Origin of the sequence: Modestobacter italicus (assembly GCF_019799965.1) — a bacterium.
Lineage (GTDB): Bacteria > Actinomycetota > Actinomycetes > Mycobacteriales > Geodermatophilaceae > Modestobacter > Modestobacter italicus_A.
This window is the reverse complement of the sequence record NZ_JABGCJ010000003.1, coordinates 236,260-254,295: the sequence shown is the minus strand read 5'-3', so window position 1 is coordinate 254,295 and position 18,036 is coordinate 236,260. Positions and strand designations below refer to the sequence as shown.

At 73.8% G+C, this 18,036-nt stretch carries 19 protein-coding genes; 5 read left to right on the top strand and 14 right to left on the bottom strand.

Going from position 1 to position 18,036, the window contains the following annotated elements; all coding sequences use genetic code 11:
• Positions 1-23: 23 nt before the first annotated feature.
• Complete coding sequence (locus HLA93_RS08790; RefSeq protein WP_222194012.1) at positions 24-1,070, top strand: biotin carboxylase N-terminal domain-containing protein; 1,047 nt, start codon at positions 24-26, stop codon at positions 1,068-1,070.
• A gap of 46 nt (positions 1,071-1,116) precedes the next feature.
• Complete coding sequence (locus HLA93_RS08785) at positions 1,117-1,398, top strand: biotin/lipoyl-binding carrier protein (protein ID WP_246626144.1); 282 nt, start codon at positions 1,117-1,119, stop codon at positions 1,396-1,398.
• A gap of 24 nt (positions 1,399-1,422) precedes the next feature.
• Here the strand turns inward: HLA93_RS08785 and HLA93_RS08780 are convergent, their stop codons facing one another.
• Positions 1,423-1,920, bottom strand: a complete 498-nt coding sequence (locus HLA93_RS08780; RefSeq protein WP_222194011.1) for a GNAT family N-acetyltransferase — start codon at positions 1,918-1,920, stop codon at positions 1,423-1,425.
• Positions 1,921-2,006: 86 nt separating this feature from the next.
• On the opposite strand from HLA93_RS08780, the gene HLA93_RS08775 reads away from it, so the two are divergent.
• A complete protein-coding gene (locus HLA93_RS08775) occupies positions 2,007-3,485 on the top strand; it encodes a sensor histidine kinase (RefSeq protein WP_222194010.1) in 1,479 nt (492 codons plus the stop codon).
• Between the two features lie 101 nt (positions 3,486-3,586).
• Here HLA93_RS08775 and HLA93_RS08770 read toward each other — a convergent pair whose 3' ends face one another.
• Complete coding sequence (locus HLA93_RS08770; RefSeq protein ID WP_222194009.1) at positions 3,587-3,838, bottom strand: WhiB family transcriptional regulator; 252 nt, start codon at positions 3,836-3,838, stop codon at positions 3,587-3,589.
• A 441-nt stretch (positions 3,839-4,279) separates the two neighbouring features.
• Positions 4,280-5,236: a diacylglycerol/lipid kinase family protein gene (locus tag HLA93_RS08765; RefSeq protein ID WP_222194008.1), complete on the bottom strand. Its 957-nt coding sequence runs from the start codon at positions 5,234-5,236 to the stop codon at positions 4,280-4,282.
• A gap of 78 nt (positions 5,237-5,314) precedes the next feature.
• Here HLA93_RS08765 and HLA93_RS08760 point away from each other — a divergent pair, with 78 nt between their 5' ends.
• The gene (locus tag HLA93_RS08760) at positions 5,315-5,797 is read left to right on the top strand and encodes a hypothetical protein (RefSeq protein WP_308128020.1); all 483 of its coding nucleotides are present in this window, start codon (positions 5,315-5,317) and stop codon (positions 5,795-5,797) included.
• A gap of 125 nt (positions 5,798-5,922) precedes the next feature.
• Here the strand turns inward: HLA93_RS08760 and HLA93_RS08755 are convergent, their stop codons facing one another.
• The 6 genes from HLA93_RS08755 to sodN all read right to left on the bottom strand — a co-directional run bounded on the left by HLA93_RS08755 (position 5,923) and on the right by sodN (position 10,654).
• Positions 5,923-6,705 (bottom strand): HAD-IIA family hydrolase, encoded by a 783-nt coding sequence (locus HLA93_RS08755; RefSeq protein WP_222194007.1) that lies wholly within the window; start codon positions 6,703-6,705, stop codon positions 5,923-5,925.
• 129 nt (positions 6,706-6,834) lie between these two features.
• On the bottom strand, positions 6,835-7,326 hold the full coding sequence (locus HLA93_RS08750) for a GNAT family N-acetyltransferase (protein ID WP_222194006.1): 492 nt from the start codon (positions 7,324-7,326) through the stop codon (positions 6,835-6,837).
• Entirely contained in the window at positions 7,323-8,120 is a 798-nt protein-coding gene (pssA, locus tag HLA93_RS08745) for a CDP-diacylglycerol--serine O-phosphatidyltransferase (RefSeq protein WP_222194005.1), read from the bottom strand. The genes HLA93_RS08750 and pssA overlap by 4 nt, the downstream gene beginning before the upstream one ends.
• Positions 8,121-8,131: 11 nt before the next feature.
• Positions 8,132-8,797, bottom strand: a complete 666-nt coding sequence (locus HLA93_RS08740; protein ID WP_222194004.1) for a phosphatidylserine decarboxylase — start codon at positions 8,795-8,797, stop codon at positions 8,132-8,134.
• 76 nt (positions 8,798-8,873) lie between these two features.
• Positions 8,874-10,106, bottom strand: a complete 1,233-nt coding sequence (locus HLA93_RS08735; RefSeq protein ID WP_222194003.1) for a PP2C family protein-serine/threonine phosphatase — start codon at positions 10,104-10,106, stop codon at positions 8,874-8,876.
• Positions 10,107-10,249: 143 nt separating this feature from the next.
• The gene (sodN, locus tag HLA93_RS08730; RefSeq protein ID WP_222194002.1) at positions 10,250-10,654 is read right to left on the bottom strand and encodes a superoxide dismutase, Ni; all 405 of its coding nucleotides are present in this window, start codon (positions 10,652-10,654) and stop codon (positions 10,250-10,252) included.
• A gap of 50 nt (positions 10,655-10,704) precedes the next feature.
• On the opposite strand from sodN, the gene HLA93_RS20880 reads away from it, so the two are divergent.
• Positions 10,705-11,088, top strand: a complete 384-nt coding sequence (locus tag HLA93_RS20880; RefSeq protein WP_308128019.1) for a S26 family signal peptidase — start codon at positions 10,705-10,707, stop codon at positions 11,086-11,088.
• A 25-nt stretch (positions 11,089-11,113) separates the two neighbouring features.
• On the opposite strand, the gene HLA93_RS08720 is transcribed toward HLA93_RS20880, so the two are convergent.
• The 5 genes from HLA93_RS08720 to HLA93_RS08700 all read right to left on the bottom strand — a co-directional run bounded on the left by HLA93_RS08720 (position 11,114) and on the right by HLA93_RS08700 (position 17,991).
• Entirely contained in the window at positions 11,114-11,818 is a 705-nt protein-coding gene (locus tag HLA93_RS08720; RefSeq protein ID WP_222194000.1) for a metal-dependent hydrolase, read from the bottom strand.
• A 123-nt stretch (positions 11,819-11,941) separates the two neighbouring features.
• Entirely contained in the window at positions 11,942-12,127 is a 186-nt protein-coding gene (locus HLA93_RS08715) for a DUF6104 family protein (RefSeq protein ID WP_222193999.1), read from the bottom strand.
• Positions 12,128-12,150: 23 nt separating this feature from the next.
• Positions 12,151-16,065, bottom strand: a complete 3,915-nt coding sequence (locus HLA93_RS08710) for a multifunctional oxoglutarate decarboxylase/oxoglutarate dehydrogenase thiamine pyrophosphate-binding subunit/dihydrolipoyllysine-residue succinyltransferase subunit (RefSeq protein WP_222193998.1) — start codon at positions 16,063-16,065, stop codon at positions 12,151-12,153.
• Between the two features lie 244 nt (positions 16,066-16,309).
• A complete protein-coding gene (locus HLA93_RS08705) occupies positions 16,310-17,077 on the bottom strand; it encodes an ABC transporter permease (protein WP_222193997.1) in 768 nt (255 codons plus the stop codon).
• Positions 17,077-17,991 carry an ABC transporter ATP-binding protein gene (locus HLA93_RS08700; protein WP_308128018.1) on the bottom strand — a complete coding sequence of 305 codons (915 nt, stop codon included), beginning with the start codon at positions 17,989-17,991 and terminating at the stop codon, positions 17,077-17,079. The genes HLA93_RS08705 and HLA93_RS08700 overlap by 1 nt, the downstream gene beginning before the upstream one ends.
• Positions 17,992-18,036 lie beyond the last annotated feature (45 nt).

Here is an 18,036-nt window from a genome sequence, read left to right as displayed (position 1 = left end):
GGGAGCCGGGGACGGGGGACGACGTGGTCCAGGCAGTGGAGAGCGTGCTGGTCGCCGGCCGGGGGCCGATGGCCTGCGCGGTGATCCGCGCCTGCGGGCGGCTGGGCGTGAAGTCGGTGGCCGTGTGCTCGGAGGCCGAGCGCGATGCCCGGCACGTGCGGATGGCCGACGAGTCCGTGCTGCTGGGGCCCGCGCCCGCCACCGAGTCCTACCTGGACGAGCGACGCCTGGTGGAGGCCGCTCGCCGCACGCGCGTGGACGCGGTCCTGCCGGTGCCCCCGGTGCTGGCCGGCAGTGCCCGGCTGGCCGCCGCGGTGGCCGCCGCCGGCCTGACCTGGGTGGGGCCCGACCCCGAGGTGCTCGAGCGCCTGGGGGGTGACGGGGTCGAGCCGGCCAGCGAGCGCGGCTTCCTCGCCTGGGTCACCGCCGAGGGGCTGCACCACGTGACCCCGGTGCTGCGCGACCGCGCCGGCGGCACCCCACGCCTCTCCTGGACCCCGCCCGCCGGGCTCGGCCCGCTGCCCGCCGCGGCCCGCCGGCTGTCCGAGGTCGGCTGGCGGGGGCTGGTCACCGTGGGCATCGACCCGGACGGCGAACTCGCCGAGGTCGCCGCGGGCTTCTCCCTGGACATGGCCGTGCTGGAGCGCGCGCACGGCGTGGACGCCGTCGAGCTCAGCCTGCGCAGCGCCGTCGGTGCCGGTGCGGGCAGCCGCCCGGACGCCGAGCCGGCCGCGCCGCGGGCGGCGCTGGCCGTCCAGCTGCGCTCCACGCTGCCGCCGGGCACCGCCGGGCGGGTGACCGGCCCGCTGCCCGACCGGCCCCCGGGCCGGGAGGCCGGCGACACCGAGGTGGTGGCGGTCAGCGGTTACGACCCCGGTGACCGGTTGGACGGCTGGTACGACGCGCTGCTGGCCACGGTGAGCGCGGCGGCCCCCGACACCCCCACCGCCGCCCGGGAGGCCACCGAGCTGCTCAGCGGCCTCCCCGAGACCGGGGTACCGCACGACGGTGCCGCCGTCTGCGAGGTGCTGCACCGGATCGCCGGCGCCCTGGTGCCCGACCCGTCCTGACCGGGCTGCCGATCACGCGTCGGGGCCGCCCCCGGCGCGTGCTTGGATGAGCACGCCGTCGGGCCCGGCGGTGCAGCTCGCGGAACAGGAGGCACCGGTGGCGGTCCAGGAGGTCCACGCCGAGATGGTCTCCAGCGTGTGGAAGGTGCTCGTCGCCCCCGGGGCCGAGGTCGCCGCCGGTGACACGCTGGTGATCCTCGAGTCGATGAAGATGGAGATCCCGGTGCTCACCGAGTTCGCCGGCACCGTCGCCGAGCTGCACGTGGTGGAGGGCGAGGTGCTCCAGGAGGGCGACCTCATCGCCACCGTCGTCCCCGCACAGCGGTAGCGGCGGCCCGGGCAGCGGGGTCGGTCAGCGCAGCTCCAGCGCGTAGACCCACAGGTCGATGCCCGGCACCGGCGTCCAGTCCCGCTCGGGCAGCCGGCTGAAGCCCAGCCGCTCGTAGAGCCGGTGCGCCGCGTGCATCCGGTCCCCGGTGGACAGCACCATCCGGTGTCGTCCCGCGGCACGCGCCCGGTCCAGGCAGGCGCGCACCAGCGCCTCACCCACCCCACGGCCGCGGGCCGCGCGGTCGACGGCGAGCATCCGGAACGCCGCCTCGTCCGGTGACTCGGTGACCTCACCGAAGTCACCCTCCAGCACCAGCGCGACGCTGCCGACGATGTGCCCGCCGGGGTCGCGGGCCACCAGCAGATCGGCCCGCCCGGCGCGTCCGGCGACGTCGGCCAGCTGCGGCACGTAACCGGGGGAGACCAGGTCCTCGGCGGTGTAGACGCCGACGGTCAGCTCGGCGATCCGGGGGAAGTCGGCGGGCCCGGCGGGGCCGACGAGCAGGGCGGGGGAGACCACGCCAGCAGGGTAGACAGCGGACCCCGTACCGCTCCCCCCGCGCAGGCTCGGGTGCGCCCGGGACCGGGCCGTAGGCTCGGAGGACGATGAGCAGCCTGTCCGAACGTCTCACCCGCGGCTCGGCGAGCCCGTCCCAGGTCGACCACGCACGCCGGCTGGTCGCCGACTGGCAGCTGCTGGCCGACCTCTCCTTCGCCGACCTGACCCTGTGGGTGCCGCTGCGCAGTGGCGCCTGGTGGTGCGTGGCGCAGGTGCGCCCGCTGACCGCGCCCACCAGCCAGCCCGACGACCTGATCGGCAGCGAGGTCACCGGCGCGGACGTCGAGCCCTTCCTGCAGGCCCAACGGGAGGGCCGCCCGATCACCGAGGGGGAGCCGGACTGGTCCGGTGCCGCGCCGCTGCGGCGCGAGGTCATCCCGGTGCGGCACGACGGCGTGGTGGTCGCCGTCCTGGCCAAGGACACCAACCTGGCGGCGACCCGCTCGCCGTCCACGCTCGAGCTGACCTACCTCGACATCGCCGCCGACCTGACGCTGATGGTGGCCTCCGGCACGTTCCCACCGCGCATGCTGGACGACGCCGAGATGAGCCCCCGGGTCGGCGACGGGTTGGTCCGGCTGGACGCCTCCGGCACCGCCGTCTACGCCAGCCCCAACGCGCTGTCGGCCTACCGGCGGATGGGCTTGACCGGCGACGTGGTCGGCTCACCGCTGGCCGAGGTGACCCGCGGGGTGTCGGCCGACCGGGTCGCCGGTGAGGCGGTAGCGGCCAGCATCGACGCGGCGGTCGCCGGCCGCTTCCCGGAGCCGATGGACGTGGAGAACGACGCGGCCACCATGCTGGTCCGGGCGTTGCCGCTGCAGACGCCCGGCGGTGAGGAGGGCGCGCTGGTGCTGGTCCGGGACGTCACCGACGTCCGGCGCCGGGACCGCGCGCTGATGACCAAGGACGCGACCATCCGGGAGATCCACCACCGGGTGAAGAACAACCTGCAGACCGTCGCCGCCCTGCTGCGGCTGCAGGCCCGGCGGATGACCGAGCCGGCGGCCCGGGCCGCCCTGGAGGAGTCGGTGCGGCGGGTCGCCTCGATCGCGGTGGTGCACGAGACGCTGGCCGGCAGCCGGGAGGACGTCGTCGACGTGGACGACGTCCTGGACCAGGTGCTGCCGATGCTCGGCGACGTGACGGCCGTCGGCCGGCCGGCCCGGTTCACCCGCGACGGCGCCTTCGGCGAGCTGCCGGCCGCCGCGGCGACGCCGCTGGTGATGGCGGTGACCGAGCTGCTGCACAACGCCGCCGAGCACGCCTTCGACGGGGAACCCGGCACCATCGTGCTGCACGCCGCGCGGGACGGCGACGACCTGGTCGTCCGCGTGCGGGACGACGGCCGGGGCCTGCCCGCGGACTTCGACCCGGCCGCGAGCACCGGGCTGGGCCTGCAGATCGTCCGCACTCTGGTGACCAGCGAGCTGCACGGGACGCTGGAGATGGGCCCGCCGGCCGGGGGTGGCCCGGGCACCGAGGCCGTGCTCAGCCTGCCCGGCGCCGGCCGCCCCCGCCGCTGAAGCAGAGAGAGCCGCTCCCGAAGGGAGCGGCTCTCTCTACGGCCCCCTTCCAGGGACCCGCCGCGAGCGGAGCTCGTGGTGGGGAGGAAGGGGGTCCTTCTTCAGGCGGTGCGGACCCGGGTGCGCGCGGTGCGGCGCTTGAGGGCGCGGCGCTCGTCCTCGGAGAGGCCACCCCACACACCGGAGTCCTGGCCAGAGCTCAGTGCCCAGTCCAGGCAGGACTCGACGACCGGGCACCGACGGCACACAGCCTTGGCCTGCTCGATCTGGACGACCGCCGGGCCCGTCGTCCCGATCGGGAAGAAGAGCTCCGGGTCCTCGTCCCGGCAGAGCGCGCGGTGGCGCCAGTCCATGGCGGTGTACTCCTCGATCTCGTCTTGGTCGGTCGACGGTCCTCGGACCGCTCCGCGGGTCGGTGCGCTTGTTGATCAGCGCGACGCACGGCGACCGCCTGCTTGTTACCAGCAGGTTGCTTGCTTGTGATGGTTTCACGAGACGACGCACTGTCAAGCAGTTCGCCGGGCGTTCAGCGGGGCTCGTGAGCAACCTCACCACGCCCGTGGTGACCCCGCCACTCGTTCCTACCCGAGCGGTGCGGACCGTGCATCACCCAGCGGGGTGCAGGCCCGCGTGTTGCGTCACACGACGACGCGCAGCGCCGCCGTCACACGACGACGCGCAGCGCCGCCGTCACACGACGACGCGCAGCGCCGCCGTCACACGACGACGCGCAGCGCCGCCGTCACACGACGACGCGCAGCGCCGCCGTCACACGACGACGCGCAGCGCCGCCGTCACACGACGACGCGCAGCGCCTCTGGGACCGACCGCACCCGCAGCGCGGTGGCGGTGCCCAGGTGGTCGCCGTCCACCTGCCAGCCCTGCGGTCGCGCGGCGGTGAGGGTCAGCTGACCGAGGTCGTGCCAGCGGTGCACCCCGCGGCCGCGGGCGTCGGGTCGGGCCGACATCGTCTGCCGCAGGTGGTGCAGCATCCGGGCCACCCCGACCCGGCCCATCGCGAAGACGTCGAGTCCGGTGTCGAACGACGCCTCCGGGCTCGGCACGATCGGCCGGGCGCCGAGGTAGCTCCACGGGCTGACGTTGGACACCAGCGCCAGGAACAGCCCGTCCACCGGCGGCTCCCCGGGCAGCTGGAGGGTCATCGGTGGCCGTCGGCGGTCCCGGCCCAGCAGGAAGGCGTTGACGCCCGCGCGCACGTACAGTGCGCCGGTCGACCGTCGTCCCCGGGCGCGCTGGGCCTCCACCCGGGAGATGACGTCGGCGTCGAAGCCCATCCCGGCCGCGAACACGAACCAGCGGGGTGCCGACCAGTCCTCGGTCTCGCCGGTGCGCGCGCTGACGGTGCCCAGCGACACCAACCGGGTGCGGCCGGCGCGCAGGGAGTCCATGATCTCGCCGGTCGCCTCCACCGGGTCCCGGCTGCGGCCCAGTGCCCGGGAGAACACGTTCGTCGAGCCACCGGGGACGACGGCGAGCGCCGGCACGTCCGGCCCGGGCCCCCGCTGCAGCAGCCCGTTCGCCGCCTCGTTGACCGTGCCGTCACCGCCGAGGGTCACCACCACGTCCACCCCGTCGGCCGCGGCCTGGGCGGCGAGGTCGCGGGCGTGACCGCGGCGCTCGGTCTCGGCGACGTCGAGCTTCAGCTCGCTGGACAGTGCGCGGACCAGCACGTCACGCACCTTGCGGGTGGTCGTCGTGGCCGCCGGGTTCGCCACCAGCAGCCCACGCATGCCGACCAACATAACCAGCGCCGGCCGACGGGTGGTGCAGCACGTCCCGCCGGGGGCCCCCGGCGTAACCTCGGCGCCGTGCCAGGCCAGCAGGAGGACGCTCCCGGGCGTCGTCGACCCCGTGCGGAGGGGTTGCTCGGCGGCGCAGCTCAGCCCTCCGCACCTCGCCCGGAGCGGGTGCGCGAGCCGGCGCCGGCCGCGGTCCGCCGGGCGGCGCTCGTGGTGGCCGTGGAGGCCCTCGTCCTCGCCGTCCTCGCCGGGGTGCTGCTCGTCCTGACGATCACCAGCTCTCCGGACAGCGTCGGGCGCGCCCTGGCCGAGGTGGTCTACGTGGGGCTGGGGGCCGCGCTGCTCGGCGCCGCGGCCGTCGGCCTCTGGCGGGTGTCGGGCTGGGCCCGCGGGCCCGTCGTGGCCCTGCAGCTGCTGCTCGGGGTCTTCGGCTACACGACGGCGTTCCAGGCCGGCCAGCCGCTGATCGGTGTACCGGTGCTGGCGCTGGTCGCCGTGGAGCTCTACCTGCTGGCCACCCCCGAGGCCCGGCTGGCCTTCTTCGAGCGTTAGTCGACGGACCCTGCTGCCCGGCCCCGTCCCGAGGCTCGTCCCGAGCGTGCGAGGGATGAGGAGGACGGGGTCCTTCCACTCGCGGCGGGGTCCTGCCGCAGGGCCGACGGGCGAGGGGCCCTTCCTCAGACCAGCTCGATGACGTCGGCGATCGAGGGCAGGATCCGGCTGGGCCGGAACGGGAAGCGGCTGACGTCCTCGGCCCGGGTGGACCCGGTCAGCACCAGCACGGTGTCCAGCCCGGCCTCGATGCCCGCGACGACGTCGGTGTCCATCCGGTCGCCGATCATCGTGGTCGACTCCGAGTGGGCCTCGATGCGGTTCATCGCGCTGCGGAACATCATCGGGTTGGGCTTGCCCACGAAGTAGGGCTCGGCGCCGGTGGCCTTGGTGATCATCGCGGCGACCGAGCCGGTGGCCGGCAGCGGGCCCTCGGGGGAGGGGCCGGTGACGTCGGGGTTGGTGGCGATGAACCGTGCGCCGGCGCCGACCAGCCGGATGGCCCGGGTGATCGCCTCGAAGGAGTAGGTGCGGGTCTCGCCCAGGACGACGTAGTCCGGCGCCGTGTCGGTCAGCGTGTAGCCGGCCTCGTAGAGCGCCGTGGTCAGGCCGGCCTCACCGATGACGTAGGCGGAGCCGCCGGGCAGCTGCTGGGACAGGAAGTCCGCGGTCGCCAGCGCCGAGGTCCAGATGGCCTCCTCGGGCACCTCCAGCCCGCTGCGGGAGAGCCGGGCGGAGAGGTCCCGCGGGGTGAAGATCGAGTTGTTGGTCAGGACCAGGAAGCGGCGCTGCCGCTCGACCAGCCGGGCCAGGAAGTCGGCGGCCCCCGGCAGGGCGTGGCCCTCGTGCACCAGCACGCCGTCCATGTCGGTCAGCCAGCACTGGGACTCGCCGCGCTCGGTGGTCACGCCGTCTCTCCTGTCGCTCGGGTGGGGCCTCGGTCACTCGGGTGGAGTCGGTCCGTGGTGGGCCGGCCAGACGTGCATCGGCACGACCGGCGCTGGTCTGTAGCCGTGCCGATCATGCCGTCCCGGGGCTCAGCCGGGGGCGCGGACGTCGGCCGCGAACGCGGCGAGCGCGTCCCCGGTCAGGCGGTGCACCGTCCACTCGTCCATCGGCACCGCCCCGGCCGCCCGGTAGAACTCGATCGACGGGGTGTTCCAGTCCAGCACCGTCCACTCCAGCCGGGAGAAGCCGCGTTCGACGCACTCCTGGGCCAGCGTGCGCAGCAGCTCCCGGCCCAGCCCGGTGCCCCGGTGCGCGGGGGAGACGAACAGGTCCTCGAGGTAGATGCCGTGGGTGCCGCGCCAGGTGGAGAAGTTCAGGAACCACAGGGCGAACCCGGCGACCTCGCCGTCCGGGGTCAGCGCCACGTGGCCGAACAGCGCCGGCGCGGCGCCGAACAGCGCCTCGTGCAGCTGGCCGGCGGTCATCTGTGCCTCGTGCTCGGCCTCCTCGTAGGCGGCCAGCTCCCGCACCAGCCGCAGCACGGTGGGGACGTCGTCCGGTCGCACCCGGCGGACGCTCACGAGAGCACCTCCTTCACCCGGGCCGGGACGAGCCGGCCGAGCGGGGTCAGCACCGGCATGACCAGCGGCGACACCAGGTAGCTGTAGGCGACCACGCAGCAGGTCAGCGTCGGGACGGTGAGCAGCCCGACGACCACGAGCAGCACGGTGGCGACCAGGCCGTAGGGCTTGCCGCTCTTCGGGCTGACCAGCGACCGGAACGACCGGTAGCGCACGTTGCTGATCATGAGCAGCCCGGGGACGACGACCACCAGCAGCACCCAGATCCGGTCCCGGCCCTGCATCTGGTCGGCGAAGGCGAAGACGCTGGCCAGCACGACGCCGGCCGCACCGGGGCTGGGCAGCCCGGTGAACCACCGCTTGTCCGCCGTCGGGTCGATCGTGGTGTTGAAGCGGGCCAGCCGGATCGCCGCGCAGGCCACCCAGAGGAAGCAGGCCACCCAGCCCAGCGGGTCCAGCTCGTCGCGGCCGTCGGAGAACAGCGCGAAGGCCAGCAGCGCCGGTGCCAGCCCGAAGGAGACGAGGTCGGCCAGCGAGTCGAACTGCAGCCCGAACGGCGACACCGCGCCCACCAGCCGGGCCACCGCGCCGTCGGCGATGTCGAAGACGACCGACAGGGCGATGAGCAGGCACGCCAGCCGGTACTCACCGCGGAAGGCGACCAGGATCGCGGCGAAGCCGCACATCATGTTGGCGAGGGTGAACAGGCTGGGCAGCCACGAGCGGGCCCGCCGTCGGCCGCCCCGCACCGACCCCCGGACGAACTCGACGGTGGTCGTGCGCCTGCCTGGCATCTGCCCGCTCCTCAGCTGGACCCGGGCCAGCGGGCGATGACGGTCTCGCCGCCCCGCACCCGCTGCCCCTTGCTGACCAGGACCGTGCACTCCGGCGGCACGAAGACGTCCATCCGGGAGCCGAACTTCATCAGGCCGATCCGCTGGCCGGTGGCGACCCGGTCACCGGGCACCACCCGGGTCACGATCCGCCGGGCGAGCACCCCGACGATCTGGCGGAACACCACCGTGCGGTCGCCGTCGCGGACCCACAGCTCGCTGCGCTCGTTGCGGTGCGCGCTCTCCGCCCGGTACGCGGCCAGGAAGCTGCCCGGCGTGTACGTGGAGGAGGTGATCTCGCCCCGGTACGGGGCGCGGTTGACGTGCACGTCGACGACGGAGAGGAAGACGCTCACCTGCTGCCAGTTCCCCTCCGGGGCGACCCCCGGCTGCGGCTCGCCGGCCACCATCACCACGCCGTCGGCCGGGGAGACCACGTCCCCGTCGGCCGGGGGCACCTCGTCGCACCGTCGCTGCGGGTCGCGGAAGAACACCGCCATGTACGCGGACAGGGCCAGGAACGGCCACGCCGCGAGACGAGCCGCCCGCCGACCGGTGGCCCGGCCCATGGCGGAGAACGCCGCTGACAGGCCCAGCGGAACGGCGAGGAAGGGCCAGCCGGCCCGGTCGATGCGCATCGCAGACCGAGGTTACCGGGAGGCGGCCGCCCGGCCCTGTCGGAGCCGGTGGTCGGCCCGGTGCGGGCGGCGGCGGTCAGCTCGACGCGAGGTGCCCGCTGGCTCCGCCGTCGCTGTCCCGCCGGCGCTGCGGCCCGCCGTACCAGTCCAGGCACACCACCGTCGCGTCGTCCCGCAGCTCGCCCCCGGTCGCCCGCATGACCGCGGCGCCGAGGGCGTGCACGACCTCCCGCGGGTGCAGGGCGGCCGTGCCGGCCAGGGCCGCCGCGACGTCCAGTACGGCGGCGTTGCGCTCCTGCATGCCGTCGGTGACGAAGACGAAGCGGTCGCCGGGACGCATCGGGAACTCCTGCAACCGGAACTCCGTGCCCTGCTCCACGCCGAAGGGCAGGTCGACGGCGAGCTCGACCTCCTCGACCACGCCGTCGCGCAGCCGCAACGGGAGGGGGTGGCCGGCGTTGACGACCTGCGCACGTTCGGCGTCCAGGTCGACCCGCAGCAGCTGACCGGTGACGAACTGGCCGGGGGCGGCGTGGGCGGCCAGGGCGTCGTTGGCGGTGCGGGCCTGCCCGGCCAGGTCGAGCCCACGACGGCGCTCGTTGCGCAGGCTGCCGACCAGCAGGGTGGCCAGCAGGGCCGCTCCGACCTCGTGGCCGACGGCGTCGGTGATCGACAGCTGCAGCGAGCTGCGGTCCAGGGCGTAGTCGAATGTGTCCCCACCGACGGTGGCGGTCGGCTCCAGCCACCCGGCCAGCGTGAACTGGCCGGCCTCGCAGGTGAACGCCGGCGGCAGCAGCCGGCGCTGGATCTCCGCGGCGAGGGAGAACGGCGTCGTCCGCTGGCCCCACTCGAACAGGTCGGTGTGCCGGCGGTTGGCGATGACCACGTAGGCCAGTGCGTGCCCGGCGGCGCGGACGTCGGCCTGCACCTGCGCGTCGGGATGCTCGGGCAGCAGCAGCTCCAGCACGCCCATCGCGTCGCCGCGGTCGGTGACCGGGACGATCATCCGCACGCCGTGCTCGGTCACCGAGACGGCGGCCCGCTGGGTGCGCAGCACCTCGGCGTGCTCGGTGCCCTCCAGCGGGAGCGTCTCTGCCGACTCCGCTCCACGCACCCGGGGGCCGTCCGGCGTGCGCGTCGAGGTGCTCAGCCGGACCAGCGCGTGCCCGCTGAAGTCGGCGATCAGGAAGGAGACCTCGGTCGCCCCGGTGAGCTCGGCGAGGGAGTCCGCGACCGCGGCTACGGCGTCGACCGGGGCTGCTGCCTCCACGCGCTCGAGCAGCGCACGCAGGTCGAATCGGGGGCTCACGCGTGGATCTCCAGGGTCTCGGTGGACTCCTGCCACCTGGACCCGGCGACAGAGACGACACTGCCGGGCCACCCCGGAGGGCGACCCGGCAGTCCGGCCACGGTGTTCCCCCGCGCGTGCGGTGGGGAAACAGCGGGCCTTCGTCAGGCAGCGGCCTTGGTCTCCCAGAAGATCTTGTCGATCTCGGCGATGTAGTCGAGCAGCTTCTGACCCTCGGCCGGGTCCATGCTGCCCTTGCCGCCGGCGGCGCCGGCCTGCTTGGTCGCCTTGTTGAACAGCTCGTGCAGCTGCGGGTACTTCTCGAAGTGCGGGGGCTTGAAGTAGTCGGTCCACAGCACCCACAGGTGGTGCTTGACCAGGTCGGCCCGCTGCTCCTTGATCATGATCGCCCGGGTCCGGTAGACCGGGTCCTCGTTGCTCTGGTACTTCTCCTGGATGGCCTTCACCGACTCGGCCTCGATGCGGGCCTGGGCCGGGTCGTAGACGCCGCAGGGGAGGTCGCAGTGTGCGGTGGCCTCCACGGCGGAGAACATGCGGAACAGACGCATGGGGGTGCCTCCGGGTTCGTGGGGATGGATCTTCTGCGACCCTACCCGCGGTGATCAGCGCGAACACGTCGAGCAGTCGCGGCCCGGACGACGTCCCCGGGCTGGCGACCCGCTGGGTGCTGGCCCGGGTCAGCGGGCCCTCGATGTCGCCCACGGTGCGGCACGGTGACCGGCTGCTCGTCCGCCGGCTGCGGCCCGGGGCGGCGGTGCGCCCCGGCGACGTGGTGCTCGCGCGCTTCCCGTCCCGGCCGGAGCTGCTGGTGGTCAAACGGGTGCGGCACCCGACTCCCGGAGGGCACTGGGTGGAGGGCGACAACCCGCTGGTGACCGACGACTCACGGGCGTTCGGGCCGGCGGTGGTGCTGGGCCGGGTGGTGGCCCGGCTGCGCCCGCGTCCGGGGCGGCTGCCCCCGCCACCTCCGACGGCTCCCTGAGCCGGCCGTCGGTGCCCCCGGAGAGTCAGCCCAGCTGGGCGAGCAGAGGGTCGACCAGGTCCCGGGCGTCGGTGTTGCGGTAGAGCAGCACCACCGTCGCCACGGCGAACAGCGGGACGAGCACCGCCTTCTCCACGACCGCACCGGTGCGCAGGTGCACCGGCGCCAGCCGGCTGCGGCGGACCAGCCAGAAGACCGGCACCGGCACGCCCTCCCGGGTGAGCCAGTCACCGGCGATGTGGGCCAGCACGCCGGCCGCGACGGCCAGCGGGAGCCAGCCGGGGCTGGGGCTGTGCTCGAGCAACAGCCAGGCGCCGCCCCAGGAGAGCAGCAGGTTGCCGATCACGGTGTTCTCGGCCCGGCCGGGGATGACGAAGTGGAGGGCCCGCAGCGCCAGGCCGATGGCCAGCGCCAGCAACAACAGGCTGGACCAGTGTTGCCAGGCCGCCGCGTGGGCGATCAGCCCGAACACCGCCGGCGCCAGGACGGCGTCGTGGGTGCCCCAGCGGTGGCCGCGCGCGATCGCGTTGACCACCCCCGACGGGGCGTCGGTCAGCGGCCCCCACATGCGGGAGATGGTCGAGCCCTGCTGGTCCAGGTCGGGCAGCATCGCGAACCCGCCGACCGCGGAGACCCAGGCGACCTGGGCCACCGTGCCGTCCACCGGCGCCCAGGGCAGGGTCGCGGCGCCGACGGCCAAGCCGGAGAGGGCGTGTGAGTGACCGAGCACCCACCCAGCGTGCCGCCACCGTGGGCAGCTGCCCAGCAGGCGCGCTAGGTGTACTGGCTGGAACGACCACCCTCCCGGCCCACGTCGAGCGTGCGAGGTGCGCCGGGGGAGGGTGGTCCTCCCTCAGTCGTCCAGGTCGTCGTCCGTCCCGCCCCGGGCCAGCCAGGTGGCCAGCCGTTCGATCGGCACCTCGAAGTCGGGGTGCTGGTCGACGAAGGCCTGCAGCTGGTCGGCCAGCCAGGCGAGGGTGACCTCTTCCTCGCCCCGCCGGCCGGCCAGCTCCTCGAGGCCGCGATCGGTGAAGTACATCGTCGGTGTCCTGCTCAGCTGCCTCAGTCGGCGAAGGCCTGGGCGACCAGCTGCCGCTGCTCGACCTCGTGCACCTTCGCCGAGCCCACGGCCGGGCTGGCCGACGCCTTGCGGGAGACCCGGCGCAGGGTGCGCCCGGTGGGCAGCTGCTCGGGGAGGTTGCAGGCCATGAACTGCCAGGCACCCATGTTCGCCGGCTCCTCCTGCACCCACACGACGTCGGTCGCGTTCGGGTACGCGGCCAGCGCCTCGGCGATCTCCTCGGCCGGCAGCGGGTAGAGCTGCTCGACGCGGAGCACCGCGGTGTCGGTGTTGCCCTGGGACTCCCGCTGGGCGAGCAGCTCGTAGCTGACCTTGCCGCTGCACAGCAGCACCCGGCGGACGGCCTGGCCGTCCAGCTGCCGGCCGCCGACACCCGGGTCGGGCAGCACCGGGCGGAACCGCTGCTCGGTGAAGTCCTCGACCGGGCTGACCGCGACCTTGGCGCGCAGCAGCGACTTGGGGGTGAACACCACCAGCGGGCGGTGCACCTCCGAGAGCGCCTGCCGGCGGAGCAGGTGGAAGTAGTTCGCCGGGGTGGAGCAGTTGGCCACCGTCATGTTGTTCTCGGCCGACAGCTGCAGGAACCGTTCGATCCGGCCACTGGAGTGGTCCGGGCCCTGGCCCTCCAGGCCGTGCGGCAGCAGCAGGACGACGCCGGAGCGCTGACCCCACTTGGCCTCACCGGAGCTGATGAACTCGTCGATGACCATCTGCGCGCCGTCGACGAAGTCGCCGAACTGGGCCTCCCAGAGCACCAGGGCCTTGGGGTTGGCCACCGAGTAGCCGTACTCGAAGCCGAGCGCGGCGTACTCGCTCAGCAGGGAGTCGTAGACGAAGAACTTCGCCTGGTCCTCGGTCAGGTTCAGCAGCGGCGTGTACTCCGCCGCGGTGTCCCGGTCGATGAGCACCGAGTGCCGCTGGACGAAGGTGCCGCGGCGGGAGTCCTGGCCGGCCAGCCGCACCGGGACGCCCTGCATGAGCAGCGAGCCGAAGGCCAGCAGCTCGCCCATCGCCCAGTCGATGCCGCCCTCGCTGGCCATCGCGGCCCGCCGCTCCAGCATCCGCTGCAGCTTGGGGTGCACGGTGAAGTCGGTGGGCAGCGAGACGTGCGCGTCGCCGACGGTCTTGAGCACCTCGGGGGTGATCGCGGTGTCCACGGTCGCCTCCTGCGGCGAGCGCGGGTCCATGACCGGCTCCGGGGCCGAGGCGTCGCGGGCGTCGTGGGTCTCGGCGAAGGCCCGCTCCAACTGCCCGCGGTAGTCCTTCAGCGCCTCCTCGGCCTCGGCCAGGGTGATGTCGCCCCGGCCGACCAGCGCCTCGGTGTACAGCTTCCGGACCGAGCGCTTGCGGTCGATGATGTCGTACATCAGCGGCTGGGTCATCGACGGGTCGTCGCCCTCGTTGTGGCCCCGGCGGCGGTAGCACACCAGGTCGATGACGACGTCCTTCTGGAACTCCTGCCGGTAGTCGACCGCCAGCTTCGCCACCCGGACGCACGCCTCCGGGTCGTCGCCGTTCACGTGGAAGACCGGGGCGCCGATCATCCGCGCCACGTCGGTGGAGTACAGCGTCGAGCGCGACTGGGCCGGGCTGGTGGTGAAGCCGACCTGGTTGTTGATCACCACGTGCACGGTGCCGCCGGTGCGGTAGCCGCGCAGCTGGGAGAGGTTGAGCGTCTCCTGCACCACGCCCTGGCCGGCGAACGCCGCGTCGCCGTGCAGCAGCACCGGCAGGACGGTGAAGCCGCCCTCGCCCTTGTCGATCATGTCCTGCTTGGCCCGGACGATGCCCTCCAGGACGGGGTTGACCGTCTCCAGGTGGCTGGGGTTGCTGGCCAGCGAGACCGAGATGGACCGGCCGCCGTGCTCGAAGCTGCCCTCGGCGCCCAGGTGGTACTTCACGTCTCCGGAGCCCTGGACGGTGCCCGGGTCGATGTTGCCCTCGAACTCGCCGAAGATCTTCGAGTAGCTCTTGCCCAGGACGTTGGCCAGCACGTTCAGCCGGCCGCGGTGGGCCATGCCGATCGCGACCTCGTCCAGGCCGTGCTCGGTGGAGGAGGTGAGCACCTCGTCCAGCAGCGGGATGACCGACTCGCCGCCCTCGAGGCTGAACCGCTTCTGGCCGACGTACTTGGTCTGCAGGAAGGTCTCGAACGCCTCGGCGGCGTTGAGCCGGTTGAGCACCCGCTTCTGCTTGTCCCGGGTCGGCTGGTCGTGCTTGACCTCGATCCGCTCCTGGAGCCACTTGCGCTCCTCGGGGTCGGTGATGTGCATGTACTCGATGCCGACGGTGCGGCAGTACGAGTTGCGCAGCACGCCGAGGATGTCCCGGAGCAGCATCGTCCGCTCGCCGGCGAAGCCGCCGACCGGGAACTGCCGGTCCAGGTCCCACAGGGTCAGCCCGTGCTGGACGATGTCCAGGTCGGGGTGGGTGCGGACCTTGAACTCCAGCGGGTCGGTGTCGGCCATCAGGTGGCCGTTGCGCCGGTAGGCCTCGATGACCTCGATGACCCGGGCGTTCTTGTCGATCTGGCCCTCGTGGCTGACCCGCTTGTCCGGGACCCAGCGCACCGGCTCGTAGGGCACCCGCAGCGAGCGGAAGACCTCGTCGTAGAACCCGTCCTGGCCCAGCAGGAGCTGGTGCATCCGGCGCAGGAAGTCGCCGGACTCCGCGCCCTGGATGATCCGGTGGTCGTAGGTGGAGGTCAGCGTGATGATCTTCGAGACGGCCATCTCGGCCAGCGCCTCGGGGCTCATCCCCTGGAACTCGGCCGGGTAGTCCATCGCCCCGACGCCGACGATCGTCCCCTGGTTGGTGGTCAGCCGCGGCACCGAGTGGTTGGTGCCGATGGTGCCGGGGTTCGTGAGGCTGATCGTGGTGCCGGAGAAGTCGTCCATCGTCAGCTTGCCGCCGCGGGCGCGCCGGATGATGTCCTCGTAGGCGCCCCAGAAGGCGGCGAAGTCCATCTCCTCGGCGCCCTTGATGGAGGCGACCACCAGCGACCGGGAGCCGTCGGCCTTGGGCAGGTCGATCGCCAGGCCGAAGTTGACGTGCTCGGGCTGGACGTGCGTCGGCTTGCCGTCGACCTCGGCGAACGCCGCGTTCATGTTCGGGAAGTCGTCCAGCGCGCGGACCAGCGCATAGCCGATCAGGTGGGTGAACGACACCTTGCCGCCGCGGGCGCGGGCCAGGTGGTTGTTGATGACGATCCGGTTGTCGACCAGGAGCTTGGCCGGCACGGCGCGCACGCTGGTCGCGGTCGGCACCGTCAGCGAGGCGGTCATGTTCTTCACGACGCTGGCGGCGGCGCCGCGCAGCGGGGAGCGCTTGGGCCCGCCGTCCTCACCGGCCGGCCGGGTGGCGCCGGGCTTGGGGGTCGGCTTGGCCGGGGCGGCCGGCTGCTGCTGGGAGGCGCGCTCGGCAGCGCGGTTGACCACGGTGCCCTCCGATCGGGCGTCGACGGGGGTGGCTCGGGAGGCCGGCGGGGTGGCGCTGGGCTTCTCCGCTGGGCTGCTCGGCCGGGCGGGCTCGGGCGCCGGCTGCTGCGGGGCTGCCGCCGCCGGCGCGTCGTTCCGGCCGGCCGGCGGGGTCACCTCGCGGGCGGGTGCCGGGGAGGCGTAGGAGGTCGCGGCCGGGGGTGACGCCGGGGTGGGCGCGCTCGGCGCAGGGGAGGACGGCGCGGCAGCGGAGGACGCCTGGACGGACGGCGTGTCGCGGTCCTGCCCGTCGGTGACCGGGCTGCCCGGGCGGTAGTCGGCGAAGAAGTCGTGCCAGGCCTGGTCCACGCTGCGTGGATCGGCGAGGTACTGCTGGTACATCTCCTCGACCAGCCACTCGTTGGTGCCGAAGCCGGCCACCGGGTTGCTGTTGGAGGCGGACGGCTGGGATGAGCTCACGCTTGACACGGGGTCGAGTGCCTTCTTCGTCGAGGGACGTCGTTGGACCGGGTGCCGACTTTACGCCCCACCCGTCGGGTGGGGTCGGCGCTCGGTGGGGTGGCGCACGTGTCGCAGGTCACCCGGAGACCACGCGGCTCGGTGGGACGACGCAGATCCGGTACCGCCGGGTCCACCGGGGCGGGCGCCGGGGACCAGGGCGAGTGGTCGGCCGGAGCGCCCGGCGTGCCGGTGGGGCGACCCGTCAGACCACGTCCCGCCGGACCGCCAGCAGCGTGCCGAGGAACGCGGCGGCCAGCCCGTAGCCGAGCAGCAGCAGGGCGCCCTGCCACTGCTCGAGCAGGTCCGGGCCCTGGAACGTGGCCGTCATCGCCTCCAGCGCGCCGCCGGGCAGCCACTTGTAGGCGCCGGCGGTCGCCGGGACGCTGCGCAGCAGCGGCTCGACCACGAACAGGTAGACCAGTGCGGCGACGATGGCCCCGACCTGGTTCTTCAGCAGCGCGCCCAGCCCGACGCCGATCACCGTGTAGATGACCAGGGCGAGGCCGGCGAAGGCGAGCACCCGGAGGTTGTCGCCGGACAGGTCGGGGGCGTTGCCGCGGGCGTTGCCGTAGAGCAGGACCACCGCGGTGGTGACGGCGCAGACGACGACCGCGAGCCCGATGCCCGCGACCGCGTAGGCCAGCAGCTTGGCGATCACCACCCGGCCGCGCTGGGGAGTGGCGAGGAACGTCGGCGTGGCGGTCCGGTGCCGGTACTCCTGGGTGATCCCGATGATGCCCAGGACGACGGAGATCACCGTCGCGTTGGTGGCGAGGGAGAAGGCCAGCTGCCCGTACTCGGGGGAGTCCAGCGGCGGCAGCCCGCTGTCGGGGTTGCCGGCGAAGGCGGTGAACAGCGCGGCGAAGGCACCGGAGAGCACGCAGGCGCCGACCAGCAGCCCGATCCAGACGCGGGTGCTGAACAGCTTCGCCCACTCGGCACGGACCAGCCGGGTGAGGACGGTGCCCATCAGGCTGCTCCCTGCTCGGTGCGGGCGGCGTACTGCTCCTGGCCGGCGGTGAGCCGGAAGTAGACCTCTTCGAGCCCGCTGGTGTGCGACCGGAGCTCGTGCAGCTCGATCCCCGCGGCGAAGGCCCGCCGGCCCACCTCGTCGGTGGTGAGCCCGCTGACCGTCACCCCGTCCGGGGCGCCGTCGGTGAGCTCGACCCTGGTCCCGTCGCCGCGCAGCAGGTCGGCCAGCGCGGCGACCTGCGGGCTGCGGACCAGCACGCTGCCGGCGCTGCCGGCCCGCAGCTCGGCCAGCGACCCCTGGCGCACCAGCCTGCCGGCGCCGACGATCACCACCCGGTCCGCGGTCTGCTCGACCTCGGACAGCAGGTGGCTGGAGACCAGCACGGTGCGCCCCTGGTCGTGGGCCAGGTGGCGCAGGAAGCCGCGCAGCCACTGGATGCCCTCGGGGTCCAGCCCGTTGGCCGGCTCGTCGAGCACCAGCACGGACGGGTCGCCCAGCAGGGCCGTGGCCAGCCCGAGACGCTGGCGCATGCCGAGGGAGTAGCCGCCGGCGCGGCGCCGCCCCGCCGGGCCCAGCCCGACCTGGTCGAGCACCTCGTCGGCCCGGCCGACCGGCAGGCCGGTGGCCCGGCAGTAGACCCGCAGGTGGTCCCGGCCGCTGCGCGCCGGGTGGAAGGCGGTCTCCAGGACCGCGCCGACCTGGCGCATCGGGGCGGGCAGCCCGGCGTACCGGACGCCGTTGAACGTCGCGGTGCCGGTGTCGGGCGTGATCAGGCCCAGGGCCATGCGCAGGGTCGTGGTCTTGCCCGCGCCGTTGGGCCCGAGGAAGCCGGTCACCTGCCCCGGCTCGACGGTGAAGCTCAGGTCGTCGACCGCGCGCACCTTGCCGAAGGTCTTCGTGAGGCCGTGCACGTCGACCCGGACGGGTTCGACGGCGGCCGTTCTGGCGCTGCTGAT